The organism is uncultured Shimia sp. (assembly GCF_947493595.1).
GTDB lineage: Bacteria > Pseudomonadota > Alphaproteobacteria > Rhodobacterales > Rhodobacteraceae > Shimia.
In genome coordinates, this window is the sequence record NZ_CANLRL010000006.1 from 200,610 (window position 1) to 222,394 (window position 21,785).

Consider the following 21,785-nt stretch of genomic DNA (forward strand, 5'->3'; position numbering starts at 1 on the left):
TCCGCCCATGAGCGCCGCCCCCAAACACGCCCCCACCATGGCGCAAATGTCCCTCGCAGAGCGGCTTGCGCCCTATGCACCAATCCTTTTGGTCATTGGCCTTGTGATTGCCGGTTTCGTCGCCATCCCCGCGACTTCGAGCTGGCTCACATTGACCGTTTCTGGCCTCGCCATGGGCATGATGATCTTCATCATGGCCTCAGGCCTGACATTGGTCTTTGGCCTGATGGACGTGATCAACTTTGGCCACGGTGCGTTTGTTTCCGTCGGGGCCTTTGTCGGCGTTTCCTTATTGCTCCTGCTGGAACACATGACCGGCGCGCCCAACCTGCTCTGGAACCTGACCGCACTGATGGTGGCCATTGTTGGCGCCATGGCCGCAACCGGTCTTATGGGCTACGCCTTTGAGCGGGTCATTGTGAAGCCGGTGTATGGCCACCACCTCAAACAAATCTTGGTCACCATGGGCGGCCTGATCGTGGTCGAGCAACTGATCATCGTGCTCTGGGGCCCGGAAGAGATTTACATCACCCGCCCCGAAAGCCTGAAAGGCGCCATCACCTTCGCCGGGGCGGCGCTTGAGAAATACCGCCTCGTGGCCGTTGCCATTGGCCTCGTGGTGTTTCTTGCCATGCGCTACACCCTGCGCCGCACCAAAATCGGCTTGATCGTGCGCGCCGGTGTGGAAAACGGTGAGATGGTGCAGGCGCTTGGCTACAATCTCCGCATGGTCTTCATTGGCGTCTTTGTCGCGGGCTCAGCGCTGGCCGGTCTCGGCGGCGTGCTCTGGGGGCTCTATCAAGAGGTCATCACCGCCCACATGGGCAACCAGACCATGATCCTTGTGTTCATCGTGGTGATCATCGGCGGGCTTGGCTCTGTCGAAGGCTGCTTCATCGGCGCGCTGATGGTGGGCCTGATGCAAAACTACGTGGCTTTCCTGGAGCCCAAAGCTGCCCTGATTTCCAACATCGCCCTGATGGTGGCGATCCTGATGTGGCGCCCAATGGGCATGATCCCCGTGGTAAAGGCGAAATAGACATGCTGAAGACCCTTGTTTCCGGCGACACCCCACGCTCGCCCTTTCTTCTCGCGATCCTGATTGTGATCCTGATCTGCCTCGCCTTCGCGCCCTTCCTGTTCCCCGGCGTGCGCTCGGTCGACACCGCCGCCCGCATCTGCATCTTCATTGTGCTGGTGGCGTCTTATGACCTGCTGCTGGGCTACGGCGGCATTGTCAGCTTCGCCCACACCATGTTCTTCGGCCTTGGCGCCTATGGCGTCGCCTTGGCCAATACACACATGGGCCGCGGTTTTGACGCCCTGCTGGTTGGTTCGGTGGCCGGTGCCGGTTTGGCTGCGCTCCTCGCGCTGGTCATCGGCCTGTTTTCCCTGCGCGTCCGCGCCATTTTCTTTGCCATGATCACGCTCGCGGTGGCTTCCGCCGTGGCCGTGTTGGTCAGCCAACTTTCCACCCTAACGGGCGGCGAAGACGGCCTGTCCTTCAAAATCCCCCGCGCGCTCGGCCCTGCGTTCAAATTCATGGACGGCGAACTCTTTGGCGTGAAAGCCAACGGCAAACTGCTGAAGTACTACCTCGTCTTCATCTCCTGCTTTGTGCTCTTCCTTCTGATGCTGCGTGTGGTGAACTCGCCCTTTGGCCGCGTGCTGCAAGCCATTCGTGAAAACGACTTCCGCGCAGAGGCCATTGGCTACCGCGTGGTGCACTACCGCGTCGCCGCCACCTGCCTCTCCGCCGCCATCGCCGCCCTCGCAGGTGCGCTCTACGCGGTCTGGCTGCGCTACGTCGGCCCGGACACCACCCTTTCCATGGAGATCATGATCGACATCTTGCTGATGGTGGTGATTGGCGGCATGGGCACCATGTACGGGGCGGTGATTGGCGCAACCCTGTTTGTGCTGGCGCAAAACTACCTACAAAACGTGCTGTCACTGGCTGGTGAGAGTGTCTCCTCTCTGCCGCTCCTACCTGACCTGCTCAACGCAGACCGCTGGCTCTTGTGGCTGGGTGTACTCTTCATCCTATCGGTCTACTTCTTCCCCACCGGGATCGTCGGCCGCCTGCGCGGCAAGTAACCATCAGCCCTTGCAATTCCCCGTCGCTTGCGGTCCTGTCACCGCTGCGATGGGGAGATAATTAACATGCGCATAGATTTGATCCTGCTGTGTCTGGCTTATGTGCTCAGCCAGTTTTTCCGCGCCTTCCTTGCCGTTCTCACCCAAGTGCTTGAGACCGATATCGGTGCCACCCCCGCCGACCTCGCCTTTGCCAGCGGCCTCTGGTTCCTTGTTTTTGCCGCCATGCAAATCCCTGTTGGGGCAGCTTTAGACAGCGTTGGCCCCCGCCGAACCTCCGCTATTCTGTTGCTGATCGGCGGCGGAGGCGGTTCCGCCCTCTTTGCCTTGGCCACGCAACCTCTGCACATCACCATCGCCATGGGCCTCATTGGCGTGGGGTGCTCCCCGGTGCTGATGGCGAGTTACTTCATCTTTGCCCGCATGTACCCACCCGCCCGCTTTGCCACGCTGGCCGCGCTCATGCTCGGCGTCGGTTCCGTGGGCAACCTGATCGCGGCCTACCCCACCGCATGGGCCGCTGAAACCATCGGCTGGCGCGCCACGCTCTGGGTTCTGGCCGCAATCAGTTCCACAATCGCAGTGGGTCTCTGGGCCTTGGTGCAAGACCCACCTAAAGCAGAAACCGCAGAAAAAGGCTCGGTACTGGACCTGCTCAAAATCCCAGCGCTCTGGCTGCTCTTCCCCCTGATGTTTGTAAACTACATGCCCGCCGCGGGCATTCGGGGCCTCTGGATTGGCCCCTACCTGTCAGATGTCTTCACCCTCACAACCAGCGAGATTGGCCACGCCACGCTGGTGATGGGCCTTGCCATGATCATTGGCACCTTTGCCTATGGGCCAGCCGATCGTGTTTTTGGCAGCCGCAAATGGGTGATCATCGGCGGCAATCTGATTGGGGCCGTCGGCCTGATTGGATTGACAGTCTTTGCCGATGTCAGCCCGCTCCGCTCGGTCCTGCTGATGTCCATTGTTGGTTTTGCCGGGGCCAGCTTCCCTGTGCTCATCGCCCATGCCCGCAGTTTCTTCCCCGCGCACCTCACCGGCCGAGGCGTGACCCTGATGAACCTCTTTGGCATCGGCGGCGTGGGTGTGATGCAGTTTGGCTCCGGCAAATTGCACGCCGCCATCGCCCCCAACGATTCCCTTCTGGCCTACCAAAGCCTGTTTGGCCTGATGGCCGGTTTGATCCTCCTGGGCGCGCTGATCTACTGCTTCTCCGAAGACCGCATGGATTGATCAAAAAAGAGGCATCTTGCGCATTCATCGCAAACTGGAATGACCCGCTTCAGCAATTTCCGGCCTCTCACCCCTTTTTTCTCGGGCCAAACAGGGCTAAGAGGGCGCGTCGTTAGAAATGGAGACCTCAGATGGGTTATCGCATCGTCGTCGCTGGCGCCACGGGCAACGTGGGCCGCGAAATGCTGAACATTCTGGAGGAACGTCAGTTCCCAGTGGATGAGATTGCTGTTTTGGCAAGCCGCCGCAGCCAGGGCACCGAGGTCACCTTCGCCGACAAAACCCTGAAGATTCAGGACATTGATCAATTTGACTTTGCGGGTTGGGACATGGCGCTGTTTGCCATCGGCTCTGACGCGACAAAGAAATACGCCCCCATCGCAGCAGCGGCCAACTGTGTCGTAATCGACAACAGCTCGCTCTACCGCTACGACCCCGACGTGCCGCTGATCGTGCCAGAGTGCAACGCCGACGCGATCCACGGCTACTCCAAGAAAAACATCATCGCCAACCCGAACTGCTCCACCGCACAGATGGTTGTCGCGCTGAAGCCTTTGCATGACCGCGCCAAAATCAAGCGCGTTGTGGTCTCCACCTACCAGTCCGTGTCCGGCTCCGGCAAAGACGCGATGGACGAACTCTGGGATCAGACCAAAGCGGTCTACAACCCAACCTCCGACGTGCCGCCAAAGGTTTACACCAAAGAGATCGCCTTCAACGTGATCCCGCACATCGACGTGTTCATGGAAGACGGTTCCACCAAAGAAGAGTGGAAGATGGTTGCCGAGACCAAGAAGATCGTCGACACAAACATCAAAGTCACCGCCACCTGCGTGCGCGTGCCTGTGTTTGTAGGCCACTCCGAGTCGATCAACATCGAATTCGAAGAGTTCCTGGACGAAGACGAAGCCCGTGACATCCTGCGCGAAAGCCCCGGCATCATGGTGATCGATAAGCGCGAAGACGGCGGCTACGTAACCCCAAAAGAATGTGTCGGCGACTTCGCCACCTTCATCTCCCGCATTCGTCAAGACAGCACATTGGACAACGGCCTGAACCTGTGGTGCGTGTCTGACAACCTGCGCAAAGGCGCGGCATTGAACGCGGTGCAAATTGCCGAGACCCTGGGCCGCGAAGTGCTCAAGAAGGGCTAAGCACCTTCCAAATCAGATTTCAAAGGACGCTCTTCGGGGCGTCCTTTTTATTTGGGCAATGATCTGCTTGCCCCAAGCGGCTCCCCGCCCAACCGCCAAACACACGCAAAGCTGACTTGCCTCCCCGCGCGCCGCGTGTTCGTCTCTCCTAAAACAAAACCACAGGTGATTGATGAAACACGCGATTTTAGCCACAGCTCTTTTTCCATTGGCCACACCGCTTTGGGCCGACGACATCCGCCTCAACGCCCCGGTCACCGCGGCCACGCTCTATTCCGAAGGCGCCACCCTCACCCGCGCCGTGCCGTTTTCTGCCCCCGCAGGCCGCCACGATCTGCTGATCACCAACCTGCCCGAAAGCCTCGACCCGATGTCGGTCCGCGTGGCCCTTGATGGCGCCCAGCTTGGCGCCGTGACCGTCCGCCACGAACGGGTGTACCCCCATCAGCAAGAAGACAGCCCCGAGCTCGCGGCGGCCAAATCCGAGCTCGAGTTCCTCGAAAACGACTGGCAGGAAGCCAATGACAACCGCGCCGATGTTCTGATGACCGCAGAGGTCGCCCGCGCACGCCTCACCTACCTGTCAACGCTGCAAGGCCCGTCCGACACCGCCGCCTCTCCGGATGTGCTCAAAGAAACCATGGCGTTGATTGGCCGCGAAACCCTCGCTGCACACCGTGACATTGCCACGGCAGAACGCGAAGCCCGGCAGTATGAAAAACAACTCGAAGAGCTGCGCCAACCACTGGAAGACGCGCGCCAGCTGGTCGAGGCACTGACCCCAACCGAGAGCGACAACGCCATGTTGGCGATCTCGATCTCGACCAAGGCCGCCACCGAAGGCACCCTCACGCTCACCCATCTCACCCAATTCGCGCGCTGGGTGCCTGCCTATGACGTACACCTCAACAACGCCGACACGCCGCAACTGAGCATCGAACGCGGCGCCTTTGTGAGCCAATTCACCGACGAGGACTGGACCGACGTTGCCATCACCCTCTCCACCAGCCGCCCGGATGAGCAATCCGAACCCAGCGGTCTATATCCATGGCGCCGCCACATCGAAAAAGAGCAACCGGTTACCTTGCAAAAGAACGCTGGACGACTGGCTGAAATGGAAATGCACGCGCCGGCCCCTGCTGCAGAGTTCGCCATGGCCGACGAAACGGCCGCCTACAGCTTTGGCGACGGCATCAACGCTACCTACGCCTACCCAGCTCCGGTCTCTGTATCTTCCGCCTCCGACGCACTGCACCTTGCCCTTGGTACGCTCGACCTGAAGCCCGAAACCTACGCATTTGCCAACCCGATGCGGGACGAGACCGCCTTCCTCATGGCCGAAGCCACCAACGACAGTGGCGAATTGATCCTGCCCAGCTTTGAGACCAACTTCTTCCTCAACGGCACCTACATTGGCCAACAGGAGATGCCGCTAATTGCGGAAGGCGACGACATCGACTTCTCCTTTGGCCCGATTAATGGCTTGCGCCTGACCAACATTGTCACCAACAAGGTCACCGGCGACAAAGGTGTGCTGACCACCCGCAACGAACAAAGCGAAACCCGTGTGCTGACCGCCGAGAACCTCACCGGCCGCGCTTGGGACCTGCGCCTGTTGGGCCGCGTGCCCTATAGCGAGCAACAGGACCTGGAAATCACCCATCAGGCCACCCCGGCGCCGACAGAAACCAACTACAAAGACCAACGCGGCATTCTGATGTGGCAACGTGAGTTGGCCGCAGGTGAAAGCTTTGATGTGAAGCTGTCCCACACCCTGCAATGGCCCTCGGAAATGATCCTGCGCTAATTTTTTCAGGAACCACCGGAAGTCTCTAAACATCAAACCAATGCGTCGCTGCGGCCTTTCCGCTGCGGCGCTTTTGGTTTCAAAACAACAGTTCCCAAGCGAAACAAGCGACAAAACCCCTTCAAAACAACGCCTATTTGGTACATCCGCCTCTGGAAAAACAGGGGACCTCGCGTGGCCCGGACCACTCTAACCACCCGCAATTGAACGCTATTTAGCTGTAATTCTAAGGATTTTGGATCGCCCCAGAAACCATTTGAGAAGGTTTGCCCGCCAATGATGTGACCAACCGTTTGGGTGAAACGGACAAAACTTAGGGTGAGACATGTCACAAGTGGCAAAGCTAATAATGAGCGAACAGGCCGTCGTCGATCAGGACGAATTGGCCCGCGTCTTTATACGAATGAATCCGGATGAGGCCGAAGAGACCTTTCTGGGATTGGTCAAATCATTGACCGACCATCTCGCGATGGGCGAGCACCATCTGAACGCAAACAACCTGTCGGAACTGGCGGACACCATGTCCCTGGTCGAGCTAATCGCCGGTCGGCTCTGCATGACCGCGCTGTCACAAGTTGCCGGTGATGTGGTGTCGTGCTGCGATCGCGGCGACCACGTGGCCCTGTCGGCCACACATGCCCGCTTGATCCGCGTTGGCGAAGGCGCACTACGTGAAATCTGGGATTTGAAGCGCACCTACATCTGATCGGTGCGCCAATCCGCTTGCAGGGGGCGCACCAACCGTTAGGCTGGAGATCAAACAGCTTACGACCGGTCAGAAAGGTGCGCCATGTCCCTCACATTTGCTTCCGCCGAAGGCGGCCCGTCCATCCCTCTGCATGTGGTGGACAGCGACAGCTATGAGGCCTGGCGTGACGCCCAAACCCAATCTGCCCGCACCTATCTGATCGCCACGGGTTTCAAACCCACTATTGGTAAATCCATCCTGATCCCGGACGCTTCCGGCGCGCCGGTGATGGCTGTCGCAGGCTTTGGCACGCCGCAAACCCGCGCCCGGGGTCGTTTTGCTCTGGCCGCAGCCGCCGCCACTTTGCCCGCAGGCACCTATGCGCTGGTTGGCACCCTGCCCGCTGGTGATCTGGAAACCGAAGCCCTCGGCTGGCTGCTCGCGCAATATGCCTTTGACCGATACGCCAAATCTTCTGGTGCCACCGCCCAACTGATCTGCCCGCCCGGCGTGGACGCCGCCAAGGTGGAGGCCATGGCCGCTGGCGAGGCGCTCACCCGCGATCTGATCAACACGCCCGCCTCCGACATGGGCCCGCAAGAACTCGAAGACGCCACCCGTGCGCTCGCGCTGAACTACGGCGCAATCTGCACGGTGACCAAAGGCGCCGCGCTGCTGGAGCAGAACTTTCCAATGATCCACGCCGTGGGCCGTGCCGCAGCAGAGCATCGCGCACCGCGCCTGATCGACATGCGCTGGGGCAGCGAAGGCCCCACGCTGACACTTGTCGGCAAAGGCGTCTGCTTTGACACTGGCGGGCTCAACCTCAAACCCGGCGGCTCCATGGCACTGATGAAGAAAGACATGGGCGGTTCCGCAACTGTGTTGGGCCTCGCCCAAATGATCATGGCGCTGAACCTGCCGCTGCAATTGCGCGTCTTGATCCCGGCAGTTGAAAACGCCGTCTCCGGCGACAGCTTCCGCCCCGGGGACATCCTCACCGCCCGCAATGGCCTCACCGTGGAAATCAACAACACCGACGCCGAAGGCCGCCTTGTGCTGGCCGACGCACTTGCTTTTGGGTCAGAGGACAACCCCGACATGATCCTGTCCATGGCCACCCTCACCGGCGCCGCCCGCGTGGCTGTTGGCCCGGACCTCTCGCCCTACTACACCGACGACGCTGGCTTTGTCTCCGCGCTGGAAACCGCCGCCACCTCTGTTGCGGACCCGGTCTGGCGCATGCCGTTCTGGGAACCCTATGAAAAGATGATCGAACCGGGCATTGCCGATCTGGACAACGCCCCCTCCGGTGGTTTTGCCGGTTCCATCACCGCCGCGCTTTTCCTGCGCCGCTTTGCCAAAGACCAACGCTACGCGCATTTTGACATCTACGGCTGGAACCCAACCCCATCCCCCGCCCGTCCCAAAGGCGGTGTTGGCATGGGCGCCCGCGCCATTCTCGCCGCCCTACCGGAGGTGCTCTCGCTCTGATGGATAAGCGTCTGACCCCCAGCACCGGCAAAGTCGCCGCCGCCTTCCTGCGTGGCCAAGTCACCGCAGACCGCTTTGTTGAGCCCACGCCCTACCGCGTCGCCATGGTGGTCACCGACCTTCTGTCTGGCCCGCAAGGCACCCGCGAACGCCAACTCCTGCGCGGTGAAGTTGTGCATGTGGTGCACACCGAAAACGGCATGGCCTTTGGGTATACGGAGAAAGACGGCTATGTGGGCTGGGTCGACATCGGCGACCTGCTCAGCCACCCGAAACAAACGCCCACCCACAGCATCGCCGCCGCCCGCAGCTACGCCAAAACCTCACCGGGCCTGAAGACCATGGGCCATGTGACCCCGCTCTCCTTTGGCACCCGCCTTGTGGTGCTCTCGGAAGACGACAACTGGGCCCGCATCGCCTGGGACGGCGGCCAGGTCACCCGCGATCTCTATGTGCCCAGCCAACACCTCGCCCCCATAGATCACGTCGAAAGCGACGCCGCCACTGTGGCCGAACGCCTGATCGGATCGCCCTATCTCTGGGGGGGCAACTCCTCCTTTGGCATCGATTGTTCCGGCCTTGTGCAAGCGGCCCTCCTCGCCTGTGACATCCCCTGCCCCGGCGACAGCGACCAACAAGAGGCCGCCTTTCCCGAGGCAACCGGTCCGTACCAACGCGGCGACCTGCTGTTCTGGAAAGGCCACGTCGCCATGGTCACAGACGCTGACACAATGATCCACGCCAACGCACATCACATGGCCGTCGCGTATGAACCCATCGCTGAGGCCATCGCCCGCATTCAGGCGCAGGGCGACGGTCCGGTCGCCTCCCACAAGCGCCCCATCCTAGGAGCCTCCACATGAGCAGCGGTTTCTTCCAACCTGTCTCCGGCATGGACCTGCCCCGCTTTGCCGGCGTGCCCTCTTTCATGCGCCTGCCCGTCATGGATCTCGACCATGACCGCATCGCCGATGTGGATGTTGGCCTAATCGGCGTGCCTTGGGACAGCGGCACCACCAACCGTCCCGGCCCGCGTCATGGCCCCCGTCAACTGCGCGACGCCTCCACCATGATCCGCGCCCAAAACGGCGCCACACGCGTGCGCCCCTTTGACCTGATCAATTGTGCTGATCTTGGTGACGTTGGCCCCAACCCAGCCGACATTCACGACAGCATGGAACGCATCACGTCCTTCTATGACGACGTGCTGACCCAAAATATCACGCCCCTCACCGCAGGCGGCGACCACCTCACTTCCCTGCCAATCCTGCGCTCTCTTGCCAAAGAAAGCCCCGTCGGCATGGTGCATTTTGACAGCCACACAGACCTCTATCACAGCTATTTTGGCGGCACGATGTACACTCACGGTACACCTTTCCGCCGCGCGGTGGAGGAAGGCCTGCTGGATCCCAAACGTGTGGTGCAGATTGGCATCCGCGGCTCCACCTACGATGACGAGGACACGGATTTTGCCAAATCCGTCGGCATCCGCGTGATCCGCATCGAAGAGTTCTTCAAACGCGGTCTTGAGGATGTCATGGCCGAGGCCCGTGACATCGTCGGCACAGAGCCGACCTATGTCAGCTACGACATCGACTTTGTGGATCCCACCTTTGCCCCCGGCACCGGCACGCCCGAAGTCGGCGGTCCCAACAGCTTCCAAGCCCTTGAAGTCGTGCGCCACCTAAACGGCCTCAACATCATCGGCGCGGATATGGTCGAGGTCTCCCCCCCGTTTGACAGCTCCGGCGGCACCGCGTTTCTCGGCGTCTCGGTGATGTTTGAGCTGCTCTGCGTGATGGCCAACCACCTCTCACCTGATTGAGCCCCGCATTCTCAATCCCCAAATATCCCGGGGATGAATTGGCTCTGCTAAGAAGGGGCTGGCCCCTTTTCTTGCGCGGCGTCAGCCCAGCTCCAATGTGCTCACGGCAAAATACCCGCCTGACGCGTCGCCAACCGGCACCGGCGTGCCCCGATACATCCGCGCGGTGGCAAAGCCCGGCGTCAGGCCCAACGCCTGACACAGGCCCTTCAACGGCGCCGAGGTGTCCGGCACATCCAATGTCACCGGCCCACCCATCTGCGCCGCCACATGCGCAATCAACGCCAAAGCGTCCTCTTCGCTCTGCGCCCAAAGCGGGCCGATCTTGACGCCCACACGACAGCGCCGCGCGGTGCAAAATCCTGCGACACCATCCGTGCCCTGCATGACCCAGGTCTGTCGGCTCTCCGCTGGCGCAAACCACGCACCAAGATACGCAGGCTTGCGCACACCGGATGCTGCCCCTTCCAGGTCAATCAATGCGGCAACATCCTCGGACACCGCCAATTGGACTCCGTCGCTTTCTCGCGCGACCACCTCGCCCGTAAACCGCGTCGTGGCGCTGAACAGCTCAAACCCCGAAGCGGCATAATTATCCTGCTGATCCGGCACGCCGTCCAACCCCACCACGCGCGCACCAGCGTGCTTGAGCGCATGTTGCCACAGCCCATAACCAATGCCCTGCCCGCGAAACGCAGGCCGCGCGATATACAATCCAAGAAAGGCAAAATCCTCGGTATGGTTCACCACCGAAATCGCTGCCGCCAGTTCCCCATCCACAGTGGCAACAAAGAACCCTTCCGGATCCGCCTGCCAAAACGCAGCTGCATCCTCCAACCCAGGGTTCCAGCCTTCCTCGGCGGCCCACTCCAGAATGACGGACACCTCATCCAAGGTGGCGTTGCGAAACTCTGTGTTCTGGCGCAATCCCACCCGGTCACTCCACCGCGCGGATCAGCTTGCGTTCCAGCACCCGCAGCACGGTTTTCAGGTCATGCCCGCGCTTTAGCACCTGACCGTCCATGCCAATCACCGCATAAAGCCCCTGTTTGTTGCGCAGCTTGGGCCGCTTCTCGATGCGATACAGCGGGTTTTCCGCCGCCCGGCGAAACACCGAAAACACCGCCACCTCGCGCAAAGATGAAATCCCATAGTCGCGCCATTCACCAGCCGCCACCATACGACCATAGAGCCCCAAAATGACCGACAGTTCGGTGCGATGAAACGCCACCTGCTCGGGCGGCTTCTGGGGCGGGTGCAATCTGCTGGGAGGTTGGGCATTCATACTCTCAGCCTTGCGCCAATTGCCTGCAAAATCAAGCCCCACACATCGCGTCCTGCCGTTAACCACGCCCCATTTTGGTCACAGAATTTTCTGCAAAAGGCCGCGGTGCCTTCCTTTTGTCGCCGCAACTGGCCTGCATCTTACCCTCATAGCGAAAACGAAACGCTACCTTCGGCGGCGCGGCACTATTGCCCCCACCCAGTCTGCGCCGCCGAGGGGCACTTTTCAAAATACCCGCTAGAGCCGCCCCTTTTGGGGCGGTTTTCTTTTGCGGGATACATAGAGCTCACGCAAAGCTGCCCTGACAGAACCACCCCGCCGACATCTGTCCGCCATGGGCAAAATAGAGCCACAGCCGCTCGCCATTCTTGCAGGTCACCCGCCAGTAATCGCGCACCCCGCTGCGCCACTCCGGCTCATCCAGCCACCACTCCGGCGCAATCCGCTCCGGCCCGCGCGCGTCTGCCACCGCCAAATCCCGCCCCCGCCAGCGAAAGACCTCAGGCAGGCGCGGCACCTCCGGCGCATGCACTGGCTCCGGCCGCCACAACAACAATGGCCGCTTCAACACGCTCTCCGGCCAGGCTTGTTCCCAAGGCTCAGACCAGGCCGCGTGTAACACCTGCGCCGTTTTCTCAGGAATATGGCTCGACGCCGGATGCCGCCGGGTGATTTGCTCCAGACCAACCCGCGCGCCAATCCGGCCAATCAGATCCTCCAACGCTTGGCCCTGATTGAGCCGTTTGTCCGCCGCCTGCCGCGCTTCCAGATGCCCGGCCGTGTGGCGCGCATGCAGCGTTTCCACCCGCACCGCCTCCAGCCGCAGCATATCAATGCCAAAGCCCGCATCGATGTCGGTCAGCTTCATCCGCAACAACGGCCGCACCCGCTCCGGATCATCAGTGGCGCGCGCGAGCCCCACCTCGACACTCTGCATGGTCTGATCGGTGCGAAACACCTGCAACCGCACCACGCGGAGGCCTTTGGACTTTTTCTTGAGCCGCTCACACAACGGCCCCAGCACCTTATCCACCGCCGCCGCCACATCCTCTTCCAGCCCAATCGGGTCCGGCAGGCTCATGCGCACCGCGTAAAACGTCTCCGGCGGCGCAGGGTTCACCGGCTCCGGCACCGCGCCCAGCGCCTGATCCAGCCGCAGCACCAACCCTTTGCCAAAGCGCCGCGCAAGCCCCGCCCGCGGCTGTCCCGTCAAATCGCCAATCCGCCGCAACCCCAGCCGCGCCAGCTCCGCCTGCGTGTCGCCATCCAGCCGCAACGCCGCCACCGGCAGCGCCGCCAGCGCCCCGCGCGTCTGCCCCGGCGGCGCAATCCGCCCCACGTCCACCTTGCCGCGCGCGGCAGGCGGCGCTGCCCCGCCCCGGGTCCAATGCCGCCGCTTCACCGCCCGCGACCGCGTCGCGGGAGCCTCTTGGTCAATGTCATCGCCACTGCGATGCGTCCCACTGGCAAACTGCGGCCCCGGTTGCGCGCCAAACCGCGCCAAGGCCCAGGCCGCCCCCAGCGTATCCGCCAGCCCGGCCCGCACCGTCAGCTGCAAATCAACACAGTCCTCCCCGACCCTCTCCAGCACCCCCTCTTCGCCGCCAAACAGATGTGTGCTGCCGGTCACATCCAACACCAGCGCATCTTCTTCTGTGGCCGCAACCCAAGGCGAATACTTCCCCGCCCAGCGCGTCAGCACCTTCATAAAGCCTTGCTCTGCCTGCACATTCCGCAGCCGCGTAATCAAATGTGGGCACATCGCCTGCGCGTCCCGCAAGGGTTGCCCCAGCGCAAGCCCCTCCCGCTCCGCCTGCTCTGATAATGAGCAAATCACCTGCATCTGCCCCGTGTCCCTGAGCACCGCCAATGGCGCATCAAAGGTGCCCCGCTCCATCCGGATCAGGCGCTCGGCCCCCAAACGCGGGAACCACAGGGAAAGAATGCGACGGTTCGGCATAGGCAGCAGACAGAACAGAATCGTGATGTTTGTTCACTTTATGTTCCCATACTTTCCGCTTGATTCCCACCCCCGCCATGGGCTGCATAGGGGCAGCCAACCAAAGGAGCCAGAATGCGCCGTCCCATCCTGATCGCCGCCGCTTTGTTGATCACCACTTCGGCCCACGCCCACAACGGCGTGAAAGACCCCGAAGTCATGGCCCGCATGATGGCGATGGAAAAAATTGGCGCCGCCTTTAAAACGCTGGTCAGCATGGCAAAGCAGGAAGTCCCCCTGCATCAGGCCAAAGCCCGCATGGCGCGCGACACCATTGTGACGCACTCCGGCAAAATCAATGCGCTGTTTGAAAATCCGGCCACCGATCCCAAGACCGAAGCCCTGCCCGCCATCTGGGAGAACTGGGCGGATTTTTCGACCAAGTCTGACGATCTCACCAAAGCCGCCAAAGCGCTGGAGTTTAAAGACCGCGCAGCACTGGCCAGCACCCTTGGCGGAGTTGGCCTGGCGTGCAAGGCCTGCCACAAAAGCTACCGCGTGAAAAAGGACTAAGCACGCAGGCAGCCCACAATAAAGGGCTGCCCCTGCCGCTGCTTACCCGCAGCTGACTTTCAAAATCTTGCCATCCGCATCGTGGATCACATTCAATCGGTTCTCGTGATAATCCGTTGTTGCAGGCGATGTCTCCGCCAGCACCCGCACCATCTCCGGCACGGTCACGCCCTCAAGCGCGCTTTTGTCCTGCCCGACGAGAAACTCAAACGTCGCCGGATCACAGGTGGTGCTGCCTTTTGCCTCTGCCACGTCTTCTCCTTTGCACGCCGTCAAAGCCGCCAGCCCTACAAAACCAGCTGCTGCCAAAACCACAAACCGCATAATCTTACTCCTTGTCGCAAATATACAAATTTGCTTCGTCCCCGCCGTGCGATCCACGAGAGGATTTCGCTATGTTCCCAATAAGGTTGCAATGATAGAGCGTTTCAACCACGCTCCAACACAAACTGGGAGGATAGGCAAAATGATGCGCACGAAAGCCGCCGTCGCTTTGGAAGCCGGCAAGCCATTGGAAATCATGGAAGTGAACCTGCAAGGCCCCAAGGCCGGCGAAGTTCTCATTGAAATCAAGGCCACTGGCCTCTGTCACACCGACGAATTCACCCGCTCCGGCGCCGACCCCGAGGGTCTGTTCCCGTCAATCTTGGGCCACGAAGGTGCGGGCGTTGTGGTAGAATGCGGCGAAGGCGTCACCACGCTGAAGCCCGGCGATCACGTGATCCCGCTCTACACCCCGGAATGCCGCGAATGCCATTCCTGTCTGTCCGGCAAAACCAATCTCTGCACCGCCATCCGTGGCACCCAAGGTCAGGGCCTCATGCCAGACGGCACCACCCGCTTTTCCATGCTCGATGGCACGCCAATCTACCACTACATGGGCTGTTCCACCTTTGCGAACCACACGGTAATGCCAGAAATCGCGCTCGCAAAAGTCCGCGAAGACGCGCCCTTTGACAAAATCTGCTACATCGGCTGCGGCGTCACCACCGGCATCGGCGCGGTGATCAACACCGCAGGTGTCGAGATCGGCTCCTCTGCGGCGGTGTTTGGTCTCGGCGGCATTGGCCTCAACGTGATCCAGGGCCTACGCATGGCGGGCGCGGACACCATCATCGGCGTCGACCTGAACGACGACAAAGCCGAGATGGCCAAGAAGTTTGGCATGACCCACTTTGTGAACCCCTCAAAACTGGGTGACCAATCCGTCGTGGATGCGATTGCCGAAATCACCAAAACCGAAAAAGACCAATTTGGCGGCGTAGACTATTCCTTTGACGCCACCGGCAACGTGCAAGTCATGCGCGACGCGCTGGAATGCTCCCACCGTGGTTGGGGGGTCAGCGTCATCATCGGCGTGGCGCCTGCCGGTGCGGAAATCTCAACCCGCCCGTTCCAGCTTGTGACCGGCCGCGTCTGGAAAGGCACCGCCTTTGGCGGCGCCAAAGGCCGCACCGACGTGCCCAAGTTTGTCGATTGGTACATGGACGGCAAGATCGAAATCGACCCGATGATCACCCACAAGCTCAGCTTGGATGAGATCAACCACGGCTTTGATCTGATGCACGAAGGCAAATCCATTCGCGCCGTGGTTGAATTCTAGTCACCTAAGCCCCATCTAAACACCAGCCAGGCGCGCCCCCGTGGCGCGCCTATTTTTGTTTATTGATAGATATTTGCCTTATGCCCAACCGCACCCGCCCTTTGCTGGCCGTCCTGATTGATGCTGACAACATCCCCGCCAAACACGCCGCCGCCATCCTGAAGGAAATCACCGCCTTTGGAGAACCCGCCCTGCGCCGGGTATATGGCGACTGGGCGTCCCCCTCATTGCAAAGCTGGCTTGAGCCAGTGCGCACCCTTGGTCTTATTGCGCACCAGGAGTCCGCCAACACCAAAGGCAAAAACGCTTCAGACATTGGCCTTGTAATCGACGCCATGGACATCCTGCATTCCAGTCGTTTTGACGGTTTTGTCCTGGTCAGCTCCGACAGCGACTTCACCGCGCTCGCAAGTCGTATCCGCGAACAGGGGCTCAGCGTCTTTGGCATCGGAGAACAGAAAACCCCAGAAAGCCTGCGCAACGTCTGCAACCGCTTCATTCTGGTTGAAAACATCGTGGAGCCGGAACCCAAGCCAACCACAGATTCCGCAACCTCTGGAAAACGCCCCACCAAAGAAGCCGCTCCGCTGATACGTGCTGCCATGGACAAAATTGATCAAGATGGCGAATGGTTCTCGCTGGGCCAGATCGGCCAAAAGATTGCCGAAATGCAATCAGACTTCGACAGCCGCACCTACGGCCACGCCAAGCTCAGCGACCTTGTAAAAAGCCTTACGCAATTCAAAACCCGAAAAACCAGCGGCAACGGAAACCAAATCGAAGTCGCCTTGAACGCCAAGAATAAATAACGGCGCCGTCAATGGCGCATCAAAGGGTATTCCAAAGTACTCCACATTAGATTACCCTACCGCCACGCCAATTACCGCAGGATACCCATGTCCACTGATCACCACATCCCGCGCCCCTTTGAGGCAGAACAAGTCGCCAGCCTGCTGAACCCCGATCCCTTGGTGGGCGAAAGCGCTGGGCTGTTCCTTGCCGCCCCGCGTCGCACGGGCAAAAGCACTTTCCTGCGCCGCGACCTCGCCCCGCTTCTGGAACAGCAAGGCAAATGCGTGCTTTATGTGGACCTCTGGGCCGACCGCAGCTCGGATCCGGCCAAGTTGATCACCGCCTGCCTGGCCACTGCGCTCAAAGACAACGACAGCCTGATCGCCAAGCTGCACCGCAACGTGCCGTTTACATCCGTCGGCGCGCTGGGCTTTAGCGTGAACCTGAAATCGGCAGGTCAATGGCAAGGCACCATCCCCGACGCGCTCCTGCTGCTGTGTGAGGCCACCCAAAAAGACGTGGTGCTGATCATCGACGAAGCCCAGCAAAGCCTCGCCACCGAGGCGGGCAAAAACGCCATGTTTGCCCTCAAAGCCGCCCGCGACGCAGTGAACCAATCCGGCCTGGCCAACCGGCTCTATCTGGTGATGACAGGTTCCCACCGTGACAAGCTCGCCGCACTCATCCACGACCAACAAGCCCCGTTCTTTGGTGCCCGCGTGCGTGACTTCCCCACATTGGGCAGCAGCTACAGCACCGCCCTGACCCACCGCATCAACACCCGCCTCGCGCCGGATGCCCAACTCACCGCCGCCACCGTCGACGCGGTGTTTGACGACCTCGGCCGCCGCCCGGAAATCCTCACCGATTGCCTGCGCGATCTGATCCTGGAACCCACCGCTGGCGACGAAGCATTGCGCATCATCGCGTTGCGCAAGAAGCACCAGATGCGCGAAGCCCTGCTGGCCGAAATCAGCACGCTCACCAAGCTGCAGCAGGCGCTTTTGCGCAAAATGGCCACCGAAGGCATCCAGTTCTCCCCCTACACCGACGCCACCCGCCAGGCCCTCGCCGGTCCGGACCGGAAAGCCTACTCCAAGGGCGGCGTGCAAAAGGCACTGGACGTTCTGCGCGACCGCGGCCTTGTTTGGCGGCCAAGTTTTGGCAACTACGTGCTGGAAAACGCCGACTTGGCGCAGGCCCTGCGGGGCGAATAATCCGCCTTAATGCTCATCCAGGCACAGATCGTGATCCGCCAGCGAGGCCATCACATAACATTCCCCGGTCGTGCCATCGCCATGACAGCCAGCGACCAAGCGCTGTAGCTCCGCCTGCAACCGGTTCAGGCGTGCAATTTTGCTTTGCACCGCCAGCAACTGCGCCTGCGCCAGGTCTCCCGCCTCCGCACAAGTGCAATCCGGATGGTCCTGCAATTCCAGTAACTTGGTAATGGCCTCTATCGAAAACCCAAGATCGCGGGCATGTTTGACAAATCCCAATCGCTGCAGACCTTCCACCCCATAGCGCCGCTGGTTCCCGCCGGTACGCTCCGGCGCGGGCAACAGGCCAATCTCTTCGTAGTAACGAATGGTCGGCACTTTCACGCCCGTCCGTGTCGACAGCTGGCCAATGGAAAACATCCCTAAACCCCCCTAAACCCCCTTGAACCTCTAGTCACTAGAGGTCGTATATCGAGTGGGACCCGAACGAAAGCGATTCGACATGTTCCACTCTGATGACCTGCAACCGACCCCAATGCTGGACTTCAACACCCCGGCCATTCAGACTTTGATACGGGCACGCAACTGGCGTGACCTGCCGCCGAGCGAGCGCATCGGCGCGGCTTATGATTTTGTGCGCAATGAGATCAAATTTGGCTACAACACCCGCGACACGCTGCCCGCCTCCGCCGTGCTGCAAGACGGCTATGGCCAGTGCAACACCAAAGCGACCCTGCTGATGGCGCTGCTACGTGCGCTGGATGTGCCCTGCCGCCTGCACGGCTTCACCATCGACAAAAGCCTGCAACGCGGCGTGGTGCCAGAAGCCGTATATTGGATGGCGCCACAAAACATCCTGCACAGCTGGGTCGAGGTGCAATTTGACGGCCAATGGCTCAACCTCGAAGGTTTCATTCTGGATCAACAGGTGCTCGCCGCCCTGCAAGCCGCCTTCCCGGGCCGCAGTTCTCTCTGCGCCTACGGCGCTGGCACCGACTGCCTGCAAGCCCCGGATGTGGAATGGCAGGAAACAGACACCTACATCCAGAAAACCGGCATCAATAACGACTTCGGAGTCTTTGCCAGCCCGGATGCCTTCTACGCCGCCCACCAACAAGACCTGAATGGTCTACGCGGACTGCTCTACCGCAGCTTTATCCGGCACTGGATGAACCGACGGGTGCAAAACCTGCGCCAAGGCGTCGTGCCATCGATCCCCGGAGGTCAGGACATTCTGAAACCGGACTTTGCCGGATGACACCTTAGGCCCCTTATTGGCGCGCGCCGTAGCGCGCCATAAACGTCTCCACAGCGCCATCAATCACATAATCGATCTCGTGTTGAGAAAACTTGGTCTGTACCCCGGTCACTTGCCGCAAAAACAGCCCCGCCTTGCACAGCTCGGCAAATTGATCCGCCGCCAGGGCAAAATCATCCACCTCCAGCTCGCCACGCTCCTCAGCCATGACAAAAAACTCAATCAACCGGGTCTTCAGGATTCCCGGCCCGGTCTCATAAAACTGCCGTCCGATATCAGGGAACCGATCGCCTTCAGACACACAGACGCGAAACATATTGCGCCCAAATTCCGACAGGATGATATCCATCAACCCCCGCCCGACGATGCCCAAGACCTCCGGCACAGGGCGCTCTAAATCCACCGATGCTTCCAAACTCTCAGCTTGCAGCGTACATTCCCGCCTTGCCACTTCGGCAAACAGCATCCGCTTGTCCGGGAAGTAATTGTACAGCGTCGCCTTGGAAACGCCGGCCTTCTGCGCAATCACATCCATGCTCACGCTTTCAAAGCCGTGCGACATGAACAACGCCCGCGCGCTGTCCACCACCTGTGCAAACTTGCGCCCCTTTTTCAGGATGGCCACAGTGTCGGTCATAAATCTCTCATAGGCTGTTCCGGCCTCCCGGGGAGTGTGATGGGTACAATACACCGCCCCATTCCATTGCGGCAAGCGCTTGCACCTCACAAAAGGGTATGCAAATTTAGAATTATTCTAAACTGGAGTTGATTATGCGCTTTCTGCCGTCCCGCAAACGCCTCAGAGATCTCAGCGAACAGGAAATCCTCGCGCTGGCCATTGCCTCGGAAGAAGACGACGCCCGCATCTACCGCAGCTTTGCCCAACACCTGCGCACCGATTACCCGGCCTCCGCCGCCGTGTTTGAGGATATGGCCGCAGAGGAAGACAGCCACCGGCAGTCCCTGATTGATCAACATCGCGCCCGCTTTGGTGACACCATTCCCTTGATCCGCCGCGAACATGTCGCCGGATTTCACAGCCGCGCCCCTCTGTGGCTGACAGCCAACCTGTCGCTGGAAGCCATCCGTGCCCAGGCCGCTGGCATGGAGCAAGACGCGGAACACTTCTACCTCAATGCCATGAAACAGGTCAGCCACGCGGACACCCGCAAGCTGCTGGGCGATCTGGCCGCTGCCGAAGCGGGCCACCAAAACACCGCAGTTGAGATGGCGGAAAAGCACCTCGACGCCGCCGCACGCGATGAAGAAAACGACAAAGCCAACCGTCAGTTCCTACTGACATGGGTGCAACCCGGCCTTGCGGGGCTGATGGACGGATCAGTCTCCACCCTCGCGCCAATCTTTGCCACCGCCTTTGCCACGCAAGACACGTACACCACATTCCTCGTGGGCCTTGCCGCCTCTGTCGGCGCGGGCATCTCCATGGGCTTTACCGAGGCCGCCAGTGACGACGGAGAACTCTCCGGACGTGGCTCCCCGGTCAAACGCGGCTTTGCCTCCGGCATCATGACAACTTTGGGCGGCTTGGGCCACGCGCTGCCCTATCTGATCACCGATTTCTGGACCGCCACCATCATCGCTTTCATCGTGGTGTTCATCGAACTTTGGGCCATCGTGTGGATTCAGAACCGCTTTATGAAAACCCCCTTTGGCCGCGCCACGTTCCAGGTTGTGCTTGGCGGCGCTTTGGTCTTTGCCGCAGGCGCTCTGATTGGCGGCGGCTAACCCTCTCAACAGCGCTTCATTTGACCTAAAATATCCCGGGGAGACATGCGCCTGCGCATGTCAGGGGCAGCGCCCCTCTCCGCCATTTGCCAACATGCCCAAACCTGCTAAGGCTGGCGCATGTTGGCAATCTTTCTGAAAACACTGCCGTTTTTTGCGATCATCGGCCTGGGCTACTGGGCCGGGCGCACCCGCTTCTTTTCTGCGGAAGCCACAGCCTATCTCACCAAGTTTGTCTTCTACTTTGCCCTTTCGGCAATGCTTTTCCGGTTTTCCGCCAATCTCAGCCTTGCCGAAGTGCTCAACTGGCGCCTCATTGGCGGCTACCTCATGGGCTGTCTCGCCGTTTACGGCCTCGCCACGCTTGTGGCCATGCTGCGCAAACAGGACATCGCCACCGCCGCGGTTGAGGCGCAATGCGCCACCATTGGCAACGTCGGCTTCCTCGGCGTGCCGATGCTGACACTCTTGATGGGGTCGGAGGCGATTGGCCCGGTGATGATGGTGCTGGCGGTGGACCTGATTGTCTTCTCCAGCCTGATTGTGATCCTGATCACCGGCAGCCGCGACGGCCGCATGCATATCGGCGTGCTCAAAACCGTGACCCTTGGCCTGCTGCGCAACCCGATGATTGTCGCCATCTCGCTTGGCTTTGTCTGGTCCGCCCTAGAGATCCCGATCCCGGACCCGCTGAACGAATTCCTCGCCATCCTGGGCGGCGCAGCCACCCCCGGCGCGCTGTTTGCCATCGGCGCCTCACTGGCAGGCAAATCCGCTGAACGGGTTGAGGTGGCGCTCTGGCTCACCTTTGCCAAGCTGATCCTGCACCCGCTGTGTGTTGCCATCGCCGTGTTGTGGCTGCTGCCCATCGACACCTATTCCGCCTCCGTTGTGATCGCCGCTGCCGCACTCCCCGTGGCCGGAAACGTCTACATGCTGGCGCAACACTACGGCGTAGCGCCACACCGCGCATCGGCGGCAATCCTCTTCTCTACCGTGATCTCCATCGCCACCGTCAGCGTTGTGATTGCATGGGTCTCCCAACTCTGACATCGTGGTCCGTGA

The 21,785-nt window shown here is 60.6% G+C and carries 22 protein-coding genes; 16 read left to right on the forward strand and 6 right to left on the reverse strand.

Going from position 1 to position 21,785, the window contains the following annotated elements; all coding sequences use genetic code 11:
• Window positions 1–7: 7 nt before the first annotated feature.
• The 9 genes from Q0955_RS15255 to speB all read left to right on the forward strand — a co-directional run bounded on the left by Q0955_RS15255 (window position 8) and on the right by speB (window position 10,304).
• Window positions 8–1,039, forward strand: coding sequence for a branched-chain amino acid ABC transporter permease (locus Q0955_RS15255; RefSeq protein WP_299425675.1), 1,032 nt, complete (start codon window positions 8–10; stop codon window positions 1,037–1,039).
• 2 nt (window positions 1,040–1,041) lie between these two features.
• Window positions 1,042–2,097 (forward strand): branched-chain amino acid ABC transporter permease, encoded by a 1,056-nt coding sequence (locus Q0955_RS15260; RefSeq protein ID WP_299425678.1) that lies wholly within the window; start codon window positions 1,042–1,044, stop codon window positions 2,095–2,097.
• Between the two features lie 66 nt (window positions 2,098–2,163).
• Window positions 2,164–3,336, forward strand: a complete 1,173-nt coding sequence (locus Q0955_RS15265; RefSeq protein WP_299425681.1) for an MFS transporter — start codon at window positions 2,164–2,166, stop codon at window positions 3,334–3,336.
• A 131-nt stretch (window positions 3,337–3,467) separates the two neighbouring features.
• Window positions 3,468–4,490: an aspartate-semialdehyde dehydrogenase gene (locus tag Q0955_RS15270; protein WP_299425684.1), complete on the forward strand. Its 1,023-nt coding sequence runs from the start codon at window positions 3,468–3,470 to the stop codon at window positions 4,488–4,490.
• Window positions 4,491–4,698: 208 nt separating this feature from the next.
• Window positions 4,699–6,297 carry a DUF4139 domain-containing protein gene (locus Q0955_RS15275; protein WP_299425686.1) on the forward strand — a complete coding sequence of 533 codons (1,599 nt, stop codon included), beginning with the start codon at window positions 4,699–4,701 and terminating at the stop codon, window positions 6,295–6,297.
• A gap of 349 nt (window positions 6,298–6,646) precedes the next feature.
• A complete protein-coding gene (locus tag Q0955_RS15280) occupies window positions 6,647–7,003 on the forward strand; it encodes a hypothetical protein (RefSeq protein ID WP_299425689.1) in 357 nt (118 codons plus the stop codon).
• A gap of 84 nt (window positions 7,004–7,087) precedes the next feature.
• A complete protein-coding gene (locus tag Q0955_RS15285) occupies window positions 7,088–8,479 on the forward strand; it encodes a M17 family metallopeptidase (RefSeq protein WP_299425691.1) in 1,392 nt (463 codons plus the stop codon).
• On the forward strand, window positions 8,479–9,342 hold the full coding sequence (locus tag Q0955_RS15290) for an NlpC/P60 family protein (RefSeq protein WP_299425693.1): 864 nt from the start codon (window positions 8,479–8,481) through the stop codon (window positions 9,340–9,342). The genes Q0955_RS15285 and Q0955_RS15290 overlap by 1 nt, the downstream gene beginning before the upstream one ends.
• Complete coding sequence (gene speB / locus Q0955_RS15295) at window positions 9,339–10,304, forward strand: agmatinase (RefSeq protein WP_299425696.1); 966 nt, start codon at window positions 9,339–9,341, stop codon at window positions 10,302–10,304. The genes Q0955_RS15290 and speB overlap by 4 nt, the downstream gene beginning before the upstream one ends.
• An 81-nt stretch (window positions 10,305–10,385) precedes the next feature.
• Here the strand turns inward: speB and Q0955_RS15300 are convergent, their stop codons facing one another.
• From Q0955_RS15300 to Q0955_RS15310, 3 genes are all read right to left on the reverse strand, one after another.
• Complete coding sequence (locus Q0955_RS15300) at window positions 10,386–11,237, reverse strand: GNAT family N-acetyltransferase (protein ID WP_299425699.1); 852 nt, start codon at window positions 11,235–11,237, stop codon at window positions 10,386–10,388.
• Window positions 11,238–11,241: 4 nt separating this feature from the next.
• Window positions 11,242–11,589, reverse strand: a complete 348-nt coding sequence (locus tag Q0955_RS15305; protein WP_168591579.1) for a DUF2794 domain-containing protein — start codon at window positions 11,587–11,589, stop codon at window positions 11,242–11,244.
• Between the two features lie 286 nt (window positions 11,590–11,875).
• Window positions 11,876–13,549, reverse strand: a complete 1,674-nt coding sequence (locus Q0955_RS15310; protein WP_299425702.1) for a DUF6504 family protein — start codon at window positions 13,547–13,549, stop codon at window positions 11,876–11,878.
• Window positions 13,550–13,663: 114 nt separating this feature from the next.
• Between Q0955_RS15310 and Q0955_RS15315 the strand changes: the two genes are divergently transcribed.
• A complete protein-coding gene (locus Q0955_RS15315) occupies window positions 13,664–14,101 on the forward strand; it encodes a cytochrome c (RefSeq protein ID WP_299425705.1) in 438 nt (145 codons plus the stop codon).
• A gap of 42 nt (window positions 14,102–14,143) precedes the next feature.
• Here the strand turns inward: Q0955_RS15315 and Q0955_RS15320 are convergent, their stop codons facing one another.
• The gene (locus Q0955_RS15320) at window positions 14,144–14,425 is read right to left on the reverse strand and encodes an I78 family peptidase inhibitor (protein WP_299425707.1); all 282 of its coding nucleotides are present in this window, start codon (window positions 14,423–14,425) and stop codon (window positions 14,144–14,146) included.
• 145 nt (window positions 14,426–14,570) lie between these two features.
• Between Q0955_RS15320 and Q0955_RS15325 the strand changes: the two genes are divergently transcribed.
• From Q0955_RS15325 to Q0955_RS15335, 3 genes are all read left to right on the forward strand, one after another.
• Window positions 14,571–15,704: an S-(hydroxymethyl)glutathione dehydrogenase/class III alcohol dehydrogenase gene (locus Q0955_RS15325; RefSeq protein ID WP_299425795.1), complete on the forward strand. Its 1,134-nt coding sequence runs from the start codon at window positions 14,571–14,573 to the stop codon at window positions 15,702–15,704.
• A gap of 80 nt (window positions 15,705–15,784) precedes the next feature.
• On the forward strand, window positions 15,785–16,513 hold the full coding sequence (locus Q0955_RS15330) for an NYN domain-containing protein (RefSeq protein ID WP_299425710.1): 729 nt from the start codon (window positions 15,785–15,787) through the stop codon (window positions 16,511–16,513).
• An 87-nt stretch (window positions 16,514–16,600) separates the two neighbouring features.
• On the forward strand, window positions 16,601–17,713 hold the full coding sequence (locus Q0955_RS15335) for a hypothetical protein (RefSeq protein WP_299425713.1): 1,113 nt from the start codon (window positions 16,601–16,603) through the stop codon (window positions 17,711–17,713).
• A gap of 6 nt (window positions 17,714–17,719) precedes the next feature.
• Here Q0955_RS15335 and Q0955_RS15340 read toward each other — a convergent pair whose 3' ends face one another.
• Entirely contained in the window at window positions 17,720–18,136 is a 417-nt protein-coding gene (locus Q0955_RS15340) for a helix-turn-helix domain-containing protein (RefSeq protein WP_299425715.1), read from the reverse strand.
• Window positions 18,137–18,218: 82 nt separating this feature from the next.
• Here Q0955_RS15340 and Q0955_RS15345 point away from each other — a divergent pair, with 82 nt between their 5' ends.
• Entirely contained in the window at window positions 18,219–18,974 is a 756-nt protein-coding gene (locus Q0955_RS15345) for a transglutaminase family protein (protein ID WP_299425718.1), read from the forward strand.
• A gap of 13 nt (window positions 18,975–18,987) precedes the next feature.
• Here the strand turns inward: Q0955_RS15345 and Q0955_RS15350 are convergent, their stop codons facing one another.
• On the reverse strand, window positions 18,988–19,611 hold the full coding sequence (locus tag Q0955_RS15350; protein ID WP_299425721.1) for a TetR/AcrR family transcriptional regulator: 624 nt from the start codon (window positions 19,609–19,611) through the stop codon (window positions 18,988–18,990).
• A 134-nt stretch (window positions 19,612–19,745) separates the two neighbouring features.
• On the opposite strand from Q0955_RS15350, the gene mbfA reads away from it, so the two are divergent.
• Window positions 19,746–20,720, forward strand: coding sequence for an iron exporter MbfA (gene mbfA / locus Q0955_RS15355; RefSeq protein WP_299425724.1), 975 nt, complete (start codon window positions 19,746–19,748; stop codon window positions 20,718–20,720).
• Between the two features lie 120 nt (window positions 20,721–20,840).
• Window positions 20,841–21,770, forward strand: coding sequence for an AEC family transporter (locus tag Q0955_RS15360; RefSeq protein ID WP_299425727.1), 930 nt, complete (start codon window positions 20,841–20,843; stop codon window positions 21,768–21,770).
• Window positions 21,771–21,785: the final 15 nt, after the last annotated feature.